The organism is Azonexus sp. IMCC34842 (assembly GCF_050368855.1).
Lineage (GTDB): Bacteria > Pseudomonadota > Gammaproteobacteria > Burkholderiales > Rhodocyclaceae > Azonexus > Azonexus denitrificans_A.
On record NZ_CP178449.1, the window covers coordinates 2,549,609 to 2,565,510 of the forward strand.

The window sequence follows — 15,902 nt, forward strand, 5'->3', positions numbered from 1 at the left end:
TAAAAATTACTCCGCTCCCAGTTTGGGAAGCTTCTTTGCAAATTCTTGCTTAAAGAGGATCATTGCCGAAACGATGGATATCGTTAAAACCCAAACCGCCCGTAAAAAAAATTCATTAAAAAAAATACCGGAAAACGCTATAGCTACCAGCATCGTATAGCTGACAATTCTTGGGCTTATAAGAACTCTTTGGGACCAGCCCTGCAAAGAATTGCACAAAACAAACATAAGCAGAGTATCCACAACCATTCTAATAAACCATGCGAGAGCAGCACCTAACACACCATACTTTGAAGTTAGCCCCCAAATGGCCAAAAGAAAAAAAGGCAATTCGATACAATGAATGAGTGCAGTAATCTGCGGTTTACCCGCGCCTTGAATCAACGTGAATGGTACGTGAGCCAAACAGTTTACAAGAATCCCCGCGGCAAAAATTTGCATCAACATTGCACTTTGCAACGCGAATTCGGAGCCCACCCAAACCGTCAAAATTTCTTGAGCAAATAAAGCCAAGAATAAAGTTATCGGAAAAAGCGTCAGGAACAGCCAATGCACAGCCTTGGCAAATAGCGGTCGAGTTTTTCCATCTTGCTTGGTAACGTCTGCCGCAAACGCTGGAAAAAGTACCGCTGTCAAAGCACCCGGCACAATCCACAGTTTGGTAATAATTTCCTGCGGGGTTGTGTAATGAGCCACAGCAGTAGCAGACACAACGCCGCCAATGATGAAACGATCCACATAGCCCATGAACGGACTGATGATGTTGCTCAAGGTGAGCCAGCCGCCAGACACACAAAGGGGCCTTAGGAGTGTCTTCCGAAGAGCAAGCCTTCCGTGATCATCAGGAAGAACACGCCATGCGTACCGGGCGTGAACCGCACAGGCAACTATGCGCCCAGCAGCCAGAACACCAGTAACCATATCCAATCTTGTCGAGCCATATAGCACTACAGCAACAGGGCCAAGAAAAGTGAACAACCCCATCGGCAGTCGAATCGCATTGATGATACCGAAGGCGTGGCGCGCTTCCAACACCCCCCTGAATCCAGAGGTCAGGACTATGGCCGGCATCGCCAGCGCCATCAGCAGCACGGCATTAACAGATTCCTGCTGATCCGGTACTGACTGAATCATTCCGACGCCCCAAGGCGCCAAAAGCGCCATCAGCAATCCTGCAAAGATCCCTAGCCCCGCCATTAGTGCGGTAGCGGTCGCCACCAGCGAGCCAATGCCCTTTTCGTCATTCTCGGCCATGGCGACAGCAAGCAGTTGCGTCAGCGCCCGCCCCAAGCCAAGATCAAACAATCCGAAGTAACTCACAACCGCCCAAATCAGCGTCAACAATCCGAAACGGGCCTCACCTAATTCTCTGATAAGAACCGGTATACAGAAAACAGCTACCGCTAATGGCAGGCCAAGCCCAAAAAGGTTGTACAGCGAGTGCCTTACCAGTTTCATTATTGAGAGGGTCCAAAGCTCGTCGGATTCAGGTCTCTAGATGGTTCATCAGCCCGATTGCCAAAAATTTTGTGGCGGTTGCCCGTTTTCAGCAGGCGCTCACAACCAGCGTTGACGCTTTTCGTCAGGACATCGAGCAATCTATGTTGCTGTGCTTCAGTAATTCCTACCCACAGCGGTAAACGAACTAAGCGCTCAGACTCCCGTTCTGTAACATTCAACGCCCCATGTACCCGCCCAAACCTCTGCCCTGCTGGTGAGGAATGTAGTGGTACATAGTGAAACACCGAGTAAATTTGCTCGCGTTTCAGTTCGTCCAGCACTCGCTGCCGATTAATCTCAGGCGCTAATAGCACCTGATACATATGCGCATTGTGCTGGCACCCCTCTGGAACAATCGGGCGCCGGAGAAAACCTTTGGCTTCCAACGGCTTAAGCATCTCGTGATAACGCGCCCAACTCGCAAGGCGGTCGTTGGTAATTCTCTCCGCCTCTTCCAATTGAGCCCAGAGGAATGCCGCGATGAGTTCCCCCGGAAGGAAGGATGAACCGACCTCCTGCCAAGTATATTTGTCCACCTCACCGCGGAAGAAGCGACTGCGATCCGTACCTTTTTCGCGAATGATTTCCGCGCGTAAAGCAAGTTCTGAATCGTTGACCAATAACGCCCCGCCTTCGCCGGAAATCACATTCTTCGTTTCATGAAAACTGTACGCACCCAAGTCACCTATGCTGCCCAACGCCCGCCCTTTGTAACTTGACATGACCCCTTGCGCTGCATCCTCCACCACCTTCAAGCCATACCGACGGGCGATCGCCATGATGGCATCCATCTCGCACGCAACACCCGCGTAGTGCACCGGTACGATCGCCCTAGTGCGCGATGTAATGGCCGCTTCGATCAAGCGCTCATCAAGGTTCAGCGTATCTTCACGGATATCCACGAACACCGGCACACCACCACGCAAGACGAAAGCATTGGCCGTCGAAACAAAAGTGTACGAGGGCATAATGATTTCGTCGCCCGGCTGAATATCCAGCAACAGCGCCGCCATCTCCAGGGCCGCTGTGCACGAATGGGTCAACAGGGCCTTGGCACAGCCAGTCCTTTTCTCAAGCCAGTGGTGGCAGCGCTTGGTGAAAGGGCCGTCGCCGGCCAGCATGTTACCGAACTTGGCTTCGGCAATGTAGTAGAGCTCTTTCCCGGTCATGTAGGGCTTGTTGAAAGGTATTTTGTCATTAGCCACTTATGATCTCCCTGCCGCACGTTCTGGTACTAGCGAGCCAACAATCATTTCAATATCCAATCTCTCCGCTTGGCCACAACCAGTCTTGATCCGCCGAAAGGCAGGTTGACACCGCTTTTTATGAAGCCAAGCTCGGCCTGCATCACTTTGTAGAGAAAAGCGTTCAGCCCTCCTGAAAGTTTAAGTTCATCGGCAGGATCGATGCTTGACTGCGCATGCCGCTGTTTAAGTCGCGACAGCAACATGGCGGGCAACAACAAGGATACAAAGGAAGTGCTATGCACAATATCAAAACCGATTGATTCAAGCTTCTTATACAACTCCGAAGCTGAATATCGTCTGACATGGCATGCATATTCATCCACGGGGCTCCATAACCAGCGATGCTGAGGAACGGTGATGAACATGAAGCCGTTCGCCTTCAACGCCGCGCGCACCTCACAAAGAACCGTCATGTCATCTTCGATGTGCTCTAGAACATCGAAAGCTCCAATGACATCAAATTCTTCGCGATATGGAATGTCTCTGGCATCCATCTGGATGAACTTCACTGACGGCAACCTCGCTGCCGCATAGCCAAGACCGGCTGAAAAAATCTCGCTACCAAGCAATGTCGCGCCAGGAAACGCCTGCGACACACCGGACAAGACGAAGCCCGTGCCGCAACCCACTTCAAGAAAAGACTGGAAATCCTTGCAATACTTGCTAAGAGCCCAAACAATCAATTGGTTTCTGGATCGAAACCAGAAGTTCTGCTCTTCCAATCTAGCCAATTCTGAGAAATAGCACGACTTGAAGCCCCCTCCGCTATTTGCAAAGTCAGGCGCATACAACTGGACGCCATCTTCGAGCACTGGCGAAAACCCGCAAGCCGGGCAATCAGTCGCCGAGGAGGAGAAGTTGTGTTGACAAGAGAGGCAACGCTTCATCGTGCGCCCTCACGACTCACGGGGAACACGAAAACCTTGAATGCCAGAAACAGGAAAGCGGCCACTATGAAAATTGCAATCCCCTGAACCCACTGATGCGCATAACCCAATTTATCAACAAATACAATGAGGATGCTGAGGTTCAGCAAATAGCCAATGCCGTGCGCAATGACATATCGAATTCCGGCCCCCAAGACGCTTCCTTGATGTTCAAACGCGAGGCTTCTGTTCCCGAAAAAACCCACCGCCGCACCAACGCCATATAGCAGGGTCATGGTAAGTTTGGGTGTGCCACCCTGATAAGTTAACATCAAGTAAGCCAGATAGCCTGCCACATTGCTCAACAACCCAACAAGCGCATAGCGAAATAGCTGCGCGACCGCACCCCGGGTCTTGATAATTAGAACCTCATCAACCATCAGTCAACACTGCCAAACCAAATCCTGTCTTTCCAAACCCGTTGCCGTTGTAAAGCATATATCTCTGACCAGCGTGATCGAAAACAAATGGGTATTCGATCATTTCCGAATCCCAGCCATCGGCGGAGACATCAATGCCCGCTCCCTCAAGCGAAAGCCCCCAATTTCGGTCATCTCGGCTAACTGCATGTCCGATGCGGTATGTTTCCCCATTGCCACTGCGATACGAAAACCACATTTCGTAACCACCTTGGCCATCACTCGCGATAGTTGGTCTTGAAAATGCCTGTGCTCTGCCGAGTTCGTACGGAACCGCCAATCCCTCACGACGCCAAGAATGTCCATCCGGAGACGTTGCATAATTGATCACATGCAACATTTCTCCATTGCCTGCATCCCATGTCGCAGTTGAGCCGTACCACATGTGATAGCCACCCTCCGGATTTTCCAGCACCCACGGATACGAGAGGCTGATCGGATCAAGAACATCGGTCCCCATGAAAGGAGCATCAACATCCAATTCCAGCGTGAGGTCCGGCTTGACAATTAGTCTGCCGATATCCCCCCGCCAATGACCGCCATCGGGACTCTGCCAACCCATGAAAAGCATGTATTGCACACCGTCCACCACATAACAGTTGCCAATACTGACGCCATCCGCATAGAAACTGCCTTCGGGTCCATGCTGGAATAACGGCTTTTTGTGTTCGCAGATTACTTCACGTCTGACAATGTCAATATCAACAGCACCGACAGAGGATCGGTTATCTATATCCCTGCCGCTATAGAAAACCCGATAGACATCTCCCTCAAGCTGAACCGGTAACGGGTTGGCGGCGTGGGATAAGAGTTTGGGATGACGGCCATCGCTCGAAGGACAATACAGTAGCCCAAGCTTTTTCCAATTCGCTTTCATATCCTTCTCAATTTCGTGCTAGGCACATTCGCGCGCCCGGTGGCCGTGCCGATATAGACGCCTTCATCTTCGGCATCAGCGAGAAGCAAGGCACCAGCCCCAATCACGCATTTATCGCCGATCTTGATGTGGTCACGCAACGTGGCATTCACCCCAATGAAGCATTGCTCGCCAATCTCGACCCCACCTGAAACCACGACATGCGAAGCGATGAAGCAGTGATCCTTGATGGTGGAATGATGGCCAATGTGATTCCCGCTCCACAAGGTGACATCGTTGCCGATGGTGACGAATGGCTGGATCGTGTTGTCTTCGAAGATGAAACAGTTCTCACCGATCCGCCCCTCGTTAAGCACAGTGGCTCGAGAACTGATGAAACTAGTCAAGCGGTAGCCCAGTGCCTTGGCCGCCAGATATTTTTCCTTACGTACCGCATTAAGCTTGGAGTAGCTGAGCGCAACAAAAAAATCGTATTCCTCCGGGCTGTACTTCTGGGCCACCTCTTCGAACGAAACCACCGGGAGACCGCAAAAAACGGTTTCAGCCATGTAAGCGGCGTCGACCGTGAAAGCAACCACTTCGTAGGTGGAATCCGTGCTGAAATAGTAGTGGGCCAGTTGCGCGATATCGCCCGAGCCGAAAATCACTAGACGCCTCGTCATGGCACCTTCCTCACCAGAATTGTGAACTCGTAAAGCCCGTAATCATGCAGCAAGGCTACGTTGCGCGAGTAGCGTCGCTTGCACAGATCGAACAGCACGCAAGGGTCCGCGTAGTAGAGGTAGTCGCGCATCTTGTCCAGATCCGAATAGGAAGTAAGACAATTAAAGGAAAAACCGAGTCGGCTGGTACGCTCAAGGATATCGAGCGTGGCTTCGAGATACGCCCACCATTCAGCATCCGACCGGCCCAACCGAACATTAAATATGCCGCTGGCAACTCCGTAATCAGCGACGCCATCCGGCGAACTGGCGAGCACAAACCGAGCTTGTGGCCTTCCCCGATGACGCTGCTCGGCGGACCGGATCATGCTTTCGGATACGTCGATTCCCGAATAGGAAAACCCAGAAAAGCTGCTGACGAGAAAATCATGAAGGGCCCCATAGCCGCAGCCAAGATCGTTGAGTGAAAACTGACGTCGGCCATCAATGATCTTGCACAGTTGTTCGAAGCGAAGTTCCTGGCTCTCTTCCCCGTTCCAGTCGACACCACGTGGTGTCTCGCCATGCTGAGCAAGTTTCTCGGAGTAGTAGGCAGCCACCTCAGAAATGACAGATTCATCAATACCTCCGTTCATTGTTTGCTTCCACGCGGCAAAGGTTGAGCTTCAAAAAAAAGCACCAATGCACGTTCTGATCTGGCACACCACTTTTGGACACAATGGAAGGGGGAAAGTGTATATTTATTCAGAAAGAGCCCAAGCATCGATGGAAAATACGTCTTGTATTTCACTGAACGCCGCCCTGATTGTTTAGTTCGCTCCAGAGGCGATAACGACAACTTCTGTCCCTCACTCCTGTTAACCAGGAAATTTGAAACCGGCAACAAAAAATTGGATAAGGGAAAAGTCAAACCGACGACATGCAAGAGCTTCCAACCGGAATCGGCGACAAGTTGCTCCACTCCCGCTCTCGTGTATCGCCGACAATGTCCGGCAATGTCATCCTCGATGCCCCAATGCCCCGGTGACGCGGGAACCAGAGAAAACAAAACTCCCTCAAGTTTTAAGAATTCAGCTGCCTTGACCATGAACACAGCTTGCTTATTATCATCCAAGTGCTCCATGACCATGCACGAAATCACCAAATCAACCTGTTCTGCCACCTCAGATGAAAGGAAATCCCCATTGACAGGAACAAACCGCTTAGCAGCCATCTCTTTAGCGAAGCGACTTGCCAAAGCACAAATCGTCTTTGCGTCGAGATCATAGGAACGTCCCGACCAACCAAGTTCAAGAAGCAGTGCAGTAATCTCCCCTCTGCCTGGCCCAATCTCAACAAACCGCCCGGGCTGGATACGGCGAAGGCGCTCCCGCAAATACATCAACTGAAGCTGAGTTCCCGGGGGTAGAACTACCATGTTGCGCGCCCCTTGACGATGGTATCAATAACATACAAAGGGCGCCCTTTGGTCTGGTCAAATATTTTACCTACATAGAGACCTATCACGCCCATACTTGATAGTATGACCCCCGTACAAACGAGCAATATGACGATCAAGCTTGTCCACCCGACCACCGAACCGTAAGCAAAATACTGAAAAACAAAATACAGCGCAAGGATTATTCCAAGTATCGAAAACAACAATCCAAGGCTTACAATCCAGCGAAGAAAAACGGTCGACTGAAAGAAAATGCCATCAATAGCATGTCTCAACAGCCGCTTCAATGAGTAAGAACTATTGCCGATCGTACGCTCCTGATGGGCATATTCGATGCTACCCATTTTGAAACCTAGCCATCGCAAGATAAATAAAAAGTGTCGCTCCCGTTCATTGAACTCAAGAAAGCTATTAACTACCTTGCGCGAAAGCATGCAGAAGGAGCCATAGCTGCCATCTATATCTTCCTCATTTAGTTTACTCAGCAACCAGAAATAAGCCTTAGCCGCAAAAATACGAAAATGTGAATGTGACCGTTCAGCTCTTCTGGCCATCACCAAATCGTACCCCTCTTTTATCTTGGCAAAAAGCTCAGGTATTATTTCAGGGGGATCTTGGAGGTCACAATCCATCACCACAGAATAGTCACCCCTAGCTACGGATAAGCCTGCTGATATCGCAATGTGTTGTCCGAAATTTCGGCTAAGGCGGATACATTCAACTTCAGAATGTCGAAGTTGAATTGCACGAATCACTCCCAACGAATCGTCCGGGCTTCTGTCGTCGACGAGAAGAATCTCAAAGCGGTTGGTAATATCCTGTAAGCTTTGTATGAGCCTGTCGCAGAGTTGCTCAAGGCACCCAGCGCAGCCGTATACGGGGACGACCACACTAATACTTGGTTGAGTATTTTCTTCGGAAAAACTGTTCACTGACTATCCTCAGGTAGTCCGCAATTTTTCGGCACGAGCCTGACGCCAGACCTTGTCGTCCATCGGCACTTGCGAGGTATATCCGAGCAAGCGTGCAATCACAGGATCCATCGGGCGATTGCCCAGCGAACGCGGAAAATCATATTGCTGCTTCAGGATTGGCGTTGTGTAAAGATGGTTCACGGCACGTCGGATAATTTTTGAGCGATTTGATCCCGCTCGATGAAACAACATGGAGTCGAAAACAATAGCTGATCCGGCTGGAGCGCTCGCGACAATACGGTTGCCCTCGATGTAGGCATCCGAAGGCAAAACTTCAGTTTTATGTGTAAAGGGGACCACATGAGTACCTCCTGTTTCTGGAGAGAACTCGTCGATAGCGAATAAGGCATTTATAGCCAAGGGACGGGTGATGACGTAATTTTGGTAGGGTAGATCACGGTGCCAAGAACTTTGATGATGATCCGTGCCCGGCCGGTTAATGATGGCATTTTGAAGATTTAGAATAAACCACTCCCCAAGTATTTTCGATACAACTGATAAAACTCTGGGATGGGCTGCCAAATTAATGAAATCAAAATCATAGAGAGGAAGCGCGCGGCACACATCCAATTCTTGGATTTCTGCTAAGGCATCTCGGCCATATTCCCGCTCTTGTTTTTCATAAGCATCATCAATCTTTCTCCTCCAAACGAACAGTTCCTCCAGCGAAAACAGATTGCGTATGATAGTAAAACCTTTGATAGATATATCTTCAACATGGCGGGCAATTTCATTATCAACAACAGTTTGCTGAAATGCTCCATAGAAATTTTCTTTCACGTTCCAGCCCTCCTTTTTACTTAATAAATTTCATATATTGCGATGCATTCTTACCGCAGTTTAACAGCAAATCTAGAATAGTAACCCCATGGGTAAATTCCCCCCAAGGCTGCATATACTCTGGATAACCAGCATAATCGAACCAAGTCAGCTGAATGCCACGCTCAACGAAGACGTCTTCGTCGATGTAATCCCTGGCGGCAGGGCCGGAAATGTATTCGTTTCCCCCGGCCGAAGCACATAGATCAGCCAGCCGCTCCGACTTACCCTCTGACAACGGGTAATCCCAAGAATTGCTGATGGCCGTCTTGATACCCAGATAAGCACATATTGCTTCAATGAAGCGACGATTGAGCTGGGACAGATGCCCGGGTGGCTCTGTCAGATATAGCGGCTCGAGCCAGGTCGCAATCTCGTCGAAGTATGCTGCACGACGGTAATTCTGAGAAAGGGTTTTCCAGTGGTCCCTTGCCCATTGAGTACCTCCAATCTCCGTTTCGCGAATGGTCTGGTGATACTTGCCCTTTACTTTGACCGGAATCGTCAGCCACTGCACCCCTTGAGGCGTCTTGATCTGGTTGCGATTCCGCCAATCGCGCCGGGTGTATTGCATATCGTCGTAGAGAATAAACTCATCCACCGCGGCGATCATGTCGAAATATCCCTTCCATGGGATGTAGTTGGACTGGAGAATGGCTATTTTTTTCATAAATTAGTAAATCAAACCGTACAAGCAACCATTGCTTTACAAAAACCTACACTAGCTACCATTACTGACTTCCTTTGCAGCATTGCAGGCTGCAAATGCCTCTGCATACGGTCGTTTCGGCTTCAGAAGTTGCTGAATCTGCACCTCAGCAAAGCCACCGACATATGGGGCAGTCAAAAAATCGCCTACAGTTTCAAAGTCACTAGATGCATCTGCACCAATCGTCTCAAGAATTTCTGGCGAAATTTTGACCGGACCAGATGGTTCAAGCAACAGCCACGCACTAGCGCTTTCCTCACACTCAAGTCTCTTCATCACTTCGATTGCGAAGTTTTCAGATTTTTTCGAGTTAGCAAAATTACCGTAGATCCAAGGCCATCCCGGACTTGAGGCCCCAAGCGCGTACAAAACCCCTGGAGAGTGACCGGTAAGATCAATCATTGGGGTCCCATGGACAAATCCAGCCTCCCTTGCCGCTTTGCTTGCATCAGAAATGTAGCGCCCAAAGGTTGCGGGGATCATTAACGTCGTTCCATGCCCGCCAATATCGATTCTGTAATCGGATTGAGGGATCGGGTTCGGCTGATAATAGGGTCCTCGTACGCCGAGAAGAACAATTGAAACGCTGTAGAACTGTACTGCGACAGCAAAGGACAAAAGTGGAAGTGCTCGCCCCACAACACACTCTTTCCCTAAAAAACTTAAGCCGGCAAGAATCCAAAATATCGCAACTAAACCAGCGAGAGACCAGTAGTTGTTTCCTGTGCCAAATGCAAACGCATAAGGCAGGGCCAATAAAACGAGAAAATTTGACCATTGAGACCGGGTGTGATTAGCGTCCTTTACTCCAAGCCGTCCTCCCAAAAAACCGATGAATACAAAAAAAACGGGAACTGCCAAAATAACCAAGTTAACCCACTGACTATCTTGAAAAACTGTTAGGGTAATACCAAAAACAACTGACAAGATCAACGATGTAATCCCGAACAGCAAAGCAACTAAAATGAAGAGGGGAATACTAGTCCGCAACCTTGAAATATAATGAAGGGCGGCAATTACAACAATTCCGTAAATAAAGTAATGCCATTCATTTTCTCCAAAATAAAACGAACCAACCCGAAATATTGTCTTAGCATCATAATCCGGGGATAATAACTGTGCGTACCTCAATCCTTCTGTTAGTCGGCTATAAAATATAAATACAGAATTATCCACAAGTAGCGCAAAAACCAAAGTCAGCCCCGCAGCCATAGCTGAAGATAGTCCAATTAAATATAGATTTATCTTCCCGGAACCAATAATATAAAATAAAGATATCAGTGCAAGCGCAGCCGCAGTACTTGGCTTTGCCATAAATGCAAACCAACCACCCACGCCAATAAGTAGCCAACCAAAAACACTACCAAGTGTGAAATTAGCTCTTGCCAGCAACAGACCAATCATGGAAATCATTAGTGCCTGGAAGGCAAGCCAGTTATAACTTGGCGTAGGCAACCATAACCTCAGAAACACTAACGATACTGTAGCTATTGCTGCAGAAATAACCATTTGCGAAACAAGCTTGATGCCACTTTGGCCAAAAACAACCCTTAGATACAAAACCGATAAGACCCAGCCCAAAAGAAATGTAACTAAAGTATTGAACTGCCGGAGTAGCGCAATATCTCCATTAACAAGTCTAAAAATAGGGTGGTAGATATAACCAAATTGCGTTACGGAGGCAGAGTATTTGAATGGGTTCGATATCCAATTGAGATAGAATCCTTCATCAGCGAAATCGATCCCAAACCGAACGCACCATAGCACCCATCCAACAATACAAATTGTGCAAATTGCGGAGAAAACCAGTATCGTTGTTTCTATTGAATTCCATTTCTGGTTCTCGGATGGTAAAACGGGATTAAGCCGCTCTCTCCAAGACATTTTCGACGAAAATATTTTCATCATTATTCGACGGTGACGCTCTTGGCCAGATTGCGCGGCTTGTCCACGTCCGTACCCTTGACCAGGGCGGCGTGATAGGACAGCAGTTGCAGCGGGATGACGTGCAGAATCGGCGACAGTTCGCCGTAATGTTCCGGCAGGCGGAGGATATGGACGCCCTCCGACTCGGCGATTTCCGAATCGGCATCGGCGAAGACGTAGAGTTCGCCGCCGCGGGCCTGGACTTCCCGCAGGTTGGATTTCAGTTTGTCGAGCAACTGGTCGTTCGGGGCGACGGAAATCACCGGCATGTTGGCATCGACCAGCGCTAGCGGGCCATGCTTGAGCTCACCGGCCGGATAGGCTTCGGCGTGGATGTAGGAGATTTCCTTGAGCTTCAGGGCGCCTTCCATGGCGATCGGGAAGTGCCGGCCACGGCCGAGGAAGAGGGCGTGATGCTTGTCGGCAAAGCGCTGGGCCCAGACCTTGATCTCGCTTTCCAGTTCGAGCACCTTGTTCACCGCGACCGGCAGGTGGCGCAACTGGTCGATATAGGCGCTTTCCTGCTCGGCGCTCAGGCGCTGTTTGACCTTGGCCATGACCAGCGTCAGCACGAACAGCGCGGCGAGCTGGGTGGTGAAGGCCTTGGTCGAGGCGACACCGATTTCCGGGCCGGCCCGGGTGATGAAGCGCAGGGCGCATTCGCGGACGATGGCCGATTCCGGCACGTTGCAGATGGCCAGCGTCTTGCCCTGGCCAAGCGACTTGGCGTGGCGCAAGGCGGCCAGCGTGTCGGCGGTTTCGCCGGACTGGGAAATGGCGACGATCAGCTGGCGGGGATTCGGTACCGAGGTGCGGTAGCGGTATTCGCTGGCGATCTCGACAGTGCACGGCACGCCGGCAATCGCTTCGAGCCAGTAGCGGGCGGTGTAGCCGGAGTGGCTGCTGGTGCCGCAGGCGAGAATCAGGATCGAGTCGACATCGTCGAGCGTCGTGGCGGCTTCGGCCCCGAAAATGCCGGGTTGGATGGTCTTGCTGCCGCCGACGATTTCCAGCGTATTGGCCAGCGCTTCCGGTTGCTCGAAGATTTCCTTCTGCATGTAATGCTGGTAATTGCCGAGTTCGACCGCGGCGGCGGAGAGCTGCGAGACATGCACCGGACGGTCGACCGGCGTGCCGTCGAGACGGGTGATCTTGACCGACGCTGCGGTCAACTCGGCAATGTCGCCGTTTTCCAGATAGACCATGTTGCGGGTGACCTGAAGCAGGGCGGACGCGTCGGAAGCGGCGTAGTTGCCGGCCTCGGAAACGCCAAGCAGGAGCGGCGAACCTTCGCGGGCGACGACGACCTTGCCGGACTGCCGGTGGTCGATGACCGCGATGGCATAGGCGCCGACCAGACGGCGGCAGGCGATCCGCACCGCGGCGAACAGGTCGGGCTCGCTTTTCAGCGTGGCATCGATCAGGTGGGCGATGCTTTCGGTGTCGGTATCGGAGGTGAAGACATAACCCTGGGCGACCAGTTCGCGACGCAGGCTTTCGTAGTTTTCGATGATGCCGTTATGGACGACGGCGATCGAATTGGAAATATGCGGGTGGGCATTGCGCTCGCACGGCACGCCGTGCGTCGCCCAGCGCGTGTGGGCGATGCCGGTGACGGCACTGGTGCTGGCCGAGGCGGCTTCGAGTTCGGCGACCCGACCGACCGAGCGGACGCGTTCGATATGATCCCCCTGGATGACGGCCAGCCCGGCCGAGTCATAGCCCCGGTATTCAAGCTTCTTCAGGCCTTCGACCAGAACGGGAACGATGTTGCTGCCGGCTGCTGCCGCGACGATGCCGCACATAGCGAAAACCTACCAAGAAAGCCGACCATTATAGCGCCCCCACCCTTCCTCGACCAGCGCAACGAACGACGGCAATTATTCCAATATTCTTTCTGCAGCTTTCAGATTCATGCCAATATTATCCTTGCCTGACAAGACCGGCTTCTCGCCACATAACGGCCATACGATGCCTATTTCCGGATCATTCCACGCGATACAGCGTTCGTGTTCAGGCGAATAGTAATCGGTGGTTTTATAGAGAAACTCCGCGCCATCACTCAGCGTCAGGAAGCCATGGGCAAAGCCAGGCGGTATCCAGAGTTGTTTTTTATTCTCGGCGCTAAGTATGAGTCCGTTCCATTGACCAAAGGTTTTCGAGTTCTTCCTGAGATCGACCGAAACATCGAAGACTTCGCCTTGCACAACCCGGAGCAGTTTTCCCTGGGCTTTGGGTGGCACCTGATAATGGAGGCCTCGAAGAACATTTCGGGCGCTTTTTGAATGATTATCTTGAACGAACTCGACCTTCTGGCCAATTGCCTGAAAAAAAATTTTTTGATTAAAGCTTTCGAAGAAAAAGCCCCGCTCGTCGCCGAAAACTTTGGGTTCGAAAATAAGAAGGTCAGGGATTTTAGTTGGAATAACCTTCATCTGAACACCCGCTCCTTGAGAAGGCTGATCAAATATTGACCATAGGGGTTTTTGAGCATGGGCTGGGCAAGTCGTTCGAGTTCCGTAGCATCGATATAGGCCTGGCGGAAAGCGATTTCTTCCGGACAGGCGACTTTCAAGCCCTGGCGTTTTTCGATGGTGGAGATGAACTGGCTGGCATCGAGCAGACTTTCGTGGGTGCCGGTATCGAGCCAGGCATGGCCGCGGCCCATGACTTTGACACTGAGTTCGTCCTTTGCCAGATACGTGCGATTGACGTCAGTAATTTCAAGCTCCCCCCTCATTGATGGCTTGAGGTCCCGTGCAATATCAACGACCTGGTTGTCATAGAAATAAAGTCCCGTAACCGCATAATTAGATTTGGGTTGTCTGGGCTTTTCTTCAAGACTGATCGCTCGACCAGCCGCATCAAATTCAACAACGCCATAACGCTCCGGGTCATGCACGTGATAGGCAAAAACCGTTGCACCACTAGCTTGGCCGCCAGCATTCTTGAGATCACTGGGGAATTCATGGCCGTAGAAAATATTGTCGCCAAGGATCAGCGCACTGTTGCAGTGGCCGACGAAGGAGCGGCCGATAATGAATGCCTGCGCCAAACCATCGGGACTGGGTTGAACGGCATACTGCAAATTAAGCCCCCATTGACTGCCATCACCCAGTAGCTGTTGAAAACGCGGGGTATCCTGCGGGGTAGAGATAATCAAGATATCCCTTATTCCAGCCAGCATGAGCGTGCTGAGTGGATAGTAGATCATCGGCTTGTCGTGGATGGGGAGCAGTTGCTTCGAGACAGCTAGGGTTACCGGGTAGAGCCGTGTGCCGGAACCACCGGCGAGGATAATGCCTTTGCGAGCACTCATGCGTTTACTCCGTAGTTCTTGTCCATCCATTGACGGTAAGCGCCGCTGGTGACATTTTGGACCCAACCTCGATGCTCAAGATACCATTGGATGGTCTTGCGAATTCCTGTTTCGAAGGTTTCGACTGGCTTCCAGCCGAGTTCCCGTTCGATCTTGCTGGCGTTGATCGCGTAACGGCGGTCATGGCCGAGACGGTCGGTAACGTACGTAATCTGATCCTTGTAGGGACGTCCATCGGCACGTGGCTGAAGCTCGTCGAGAATGGCGCAGAGAGTATGGACAACATCGAGATTGGGCTTTTCATTCCAGCCCCCGACGTTGTAGGTTTCCCCGACTCGCCCTGCTTCGAGAACGCGGCGAATTGCCGAGCAGTGATCTTTAACATAGAGCCAGTCGCGAATTTGCTGACCATCGCCATAAATTGGCAGCGGCTTGCCGGCCAATGCATTGTGGATGACTAGCGGAATCAGCTTTTCCGGAAAATGGTAGGGGCCGTAGTTGTTGGAGCAGTTGGTGGTCAGCACCGGAAGACCGTAGGTGTGGTGGTAGGCCCGCACCAGATGATCGCTGGCTGCCTTGCTCGCTGAATAGGGACTGTTCGGCTCGTAGCGGTTGGTCTCGGCGAAGGCCGGATCATCCTTTGCCAGCGAGCCGTAGACTTCGTCGGTCGAGACATGGAGAAACCGGAAGTGGTCTTTTCTCTCGGAATCAAGATCCTGCCAATAAGAACGAACCGCTTCGAGCAGATGAAAAGTCCCGACGATATTGGTCTGGATAAAATCTTCCGGGCCGTGAATACTGCGATCCACGTGCGATTCGGCGGCAAAATTGATCACCGCCCGTGGCTGGTGTTCGGCCAGCAGTCTCGTTACCAGATCGACATCACCGATACTGCCATGGACAAAAATATGCCGTGCGTCGCCCTTCAGGCCGGCAAGATTTTCGAGATTGCCGGCATAGGTCAGCGCATCCAAGTTAATCAGCGGTTCAGGGTTAGGGGTCGCGTCATCGGGCTGTGCCAGCCAGTCGAGTACGAAGTTGCTACCGATAAAACCGGCGCCACCAGTGACGAGGATCACGAATTCT

Annotated in this window: 16 protein-coding genes; all 16 read right to left on the minus strand. The window is 51.3% G+C overall.

Annotated features, from left to right (window positions below):
• Positions 1-6: 6 nt before the first annotated feature.
• The gene (locus tag ACLIKD_RS12095) at positions 7-1,458 is read right to left on the minus strand and encodes a flippase (RefSeq protein WP_428825254.1); all 1,452 of its coding nucleotides are present in this window, start codon (positions 1,456-1,458) and stop codon (positions 7-9) included.
• A complete protein-coding gene (gene rffA / locus ACLIKD_RS12100) occupies positions 1,458-2,705 on the minus strand; it encodes a dTDP-4-amino-4,6-dideoxygalactose transaminase (protein WP_428825255.1) in 1,248 nt (415 codons plus the stop codon). Before rffA ends, ACLIKD_RS12095 begins: the two co-directional genes overlap by 1 nt.
• A gap of 44 nt (positions 2,706-2,749) precedes the next feature.
• Positions 2,750-3,559, minus strand: a complete 810-nt coding sequence (locus tag ACLIKD_RS12105) for a class I SAM-dependent methyltransferase (protein ID WP_428825256.1) — start codon at positions 3,557-3,559, stop codon at positions 2,750-2,752.
• 71 nt (positions 3,560-3,630) lie between these two features.
• On the minus strand, positions 3,631-4,053 hold the full coding sequence (locus ACLIKD_RS12110; protein WP_428825257.1) for a GtrA family protein: 423 nt from the start codon (positions 4,051-4,053) through the stop codon (positions 3,631-3,633).
• Positions 4,046-4,969 carry a hypothetical protein gene (locus ACLIKD_RS12115; RefSeq protein WP_428825258.1) on the minus strand — a complete coding sequence of 308 codons (924 nt, stop codon included), beginning with the start codon at positions 4,967-4,969 and terminating at the stop codon, positions 4,046-4,048. The genes ACLIKD_RS12110 and ACLIKD_RS12115 overlap by 8 nt, the downstream gene beginning before the upstream one ends.
• Positions 4,966-5,631 (minus strand): acetyltransferase, encoded by a 666-nt coding sequence (locus ACLIKD_RS12120; protein ID WP_428825259.1) that lies wholly within the window; start codon positions 5,629-5,631, stop codon positions 4,966-4,968. Before ACLIKD_RS12120 ends, ACLIKD_RS12115 begins: the two co-directional genes overlap by 4 nt.
• The gene (locus ACLIKD_RS12125) at positions 5,628-6,266 is read right to left on the minus strand and encodes a methyltransferase (RefSeq protein ID WP_428825260.1); all 639 of its coding nucleotides are present in this window, start codon (positions 6,264-6,266) and stop codon (positions 5,628-5,630) included. Before ACLIKD_RS12125 ends, ACLIKD_RS12120 begins: the two co-directional genes overlap by 4 nt.
• Entirely contained in the window at positions 6,263-7,048 is a 786-nt protein-coding gene (locus ACLIKD_RS12130; protein WP_428825261.1) for a class I SAM-dependent methyltransferase, read from the minus strand. Before ACLIKD_RS12130 ends, ACLIKD_RS12125 begins: the two co-directional genes overlap by 4 nt.
• Positions 7,042-8,001: a glycosyltransferase family 2 protein gene (locus tag ACLIKD_RS12135; protein WP_428825262.1), complete on the minus strand. Its 960-nt coding sequence runs from the start codon at positions 7,999-8,001 to the stop codon at positions 7,042-7,044. The genes ACLIKD_RS12130 and ACLIKD_RS12135 overlap by 7 nt, the downstream gene beginning before the upstream one ends.
• 9 nt (positions 8,002-8,010) lie before the next feature.
• Positions 8,011-8,823 carry a phytanoyl-CoA dioxygenase family protein gene (locus ACLIKD_RS12140; RefSeq protein ID WP_428825263.1) on the minus strand — a complete coding sequence of 271 codons (813 nt, stop codon included), beginning with the start codon at positions 8,821-8,823 and terminating at the stop codon, positions 8,011-8,013.
• Between the two features lie 16 nt (positions 8,824-8,839).
• The gene (locus tag ACLIKD_RS12145) at positions 8,840-9,532 is read right to left on the minus strand and encodes a WbqC family protein (protein ID WP_428825264.1); all 693 of its coding nucleotides are present in this window, start codon (positions 9,530-9,532) and stop codon (positions 8,840-8,842) included.
• A gap of 51 nt (positions 9,533-9,583) precedes the next feature.
• Complete coding sequence (locus ACLIKD_RS12150; protein WP_428825265.1) at positions 9,584-11,476, minus strand: hypothetical protein; 1,893 nt, start codon at positions 11,474-11,476, stop codon at positions 9,584-9,586.
• Between the two features lie 2 nt (positions 11,477-11,478).
• Positions 11,479-13,302, minus strand: coding sequence for a glutamine--fructose-6-phosphate transaminase (isomerizing) (glmS, locus tag ACLIKD_RS12155; protein WP_428825266.1), 1,824 nt, complete (start codon positions 13,300-13,302; stop codon positions 11,479-11,481).
• A 75-nt stretch (positions 13,303-13,377) separates the two neighbouring features.
• Complete coding sequence (gene rfbC / locus ACLIKD_RS12160) at positions 13,378-13,932, minus strand: dTDP-4-dehydrorhamnose 3,5-epimerase (protein ID WP_428825267.1); 555 nt, start codon at positions 13,930-13,932, stop codon at positions 13,378-13,380.
• Complete coding sequence (gene rfbA / locus ACLIKD_RS12165; RefSeq protein WP_428825268.1) at positions 13,929-14,816, minus strand: glucose-1-phosphate thymidylyltransferase RfbA; 888 nt, start codon at positions 14,814-14,816, stop codon at positions 13,929-13,931. The genes rfbC and rfbA overlap by 4 nt, the downstream gene beginning before the upstream one ends.
• On the minus strand, positions 14,813-15,895 hold the full coding sequence (rfbB, locus tag ACLIKD_RS12170; protein ID WP_428825269.1) for a dTDP-glucose 4,6-dehydratase: 1,083 nt from the start codon (positions 15,893-15,895) through the stop codon (positions 14,813-14,815). The genes rfbA and rfbB overlap by 4 nt, the downstream gene beginning before the upstream one ends.
• Positions 15,896-15,902 lie beyond the last annotated feature (7 nt).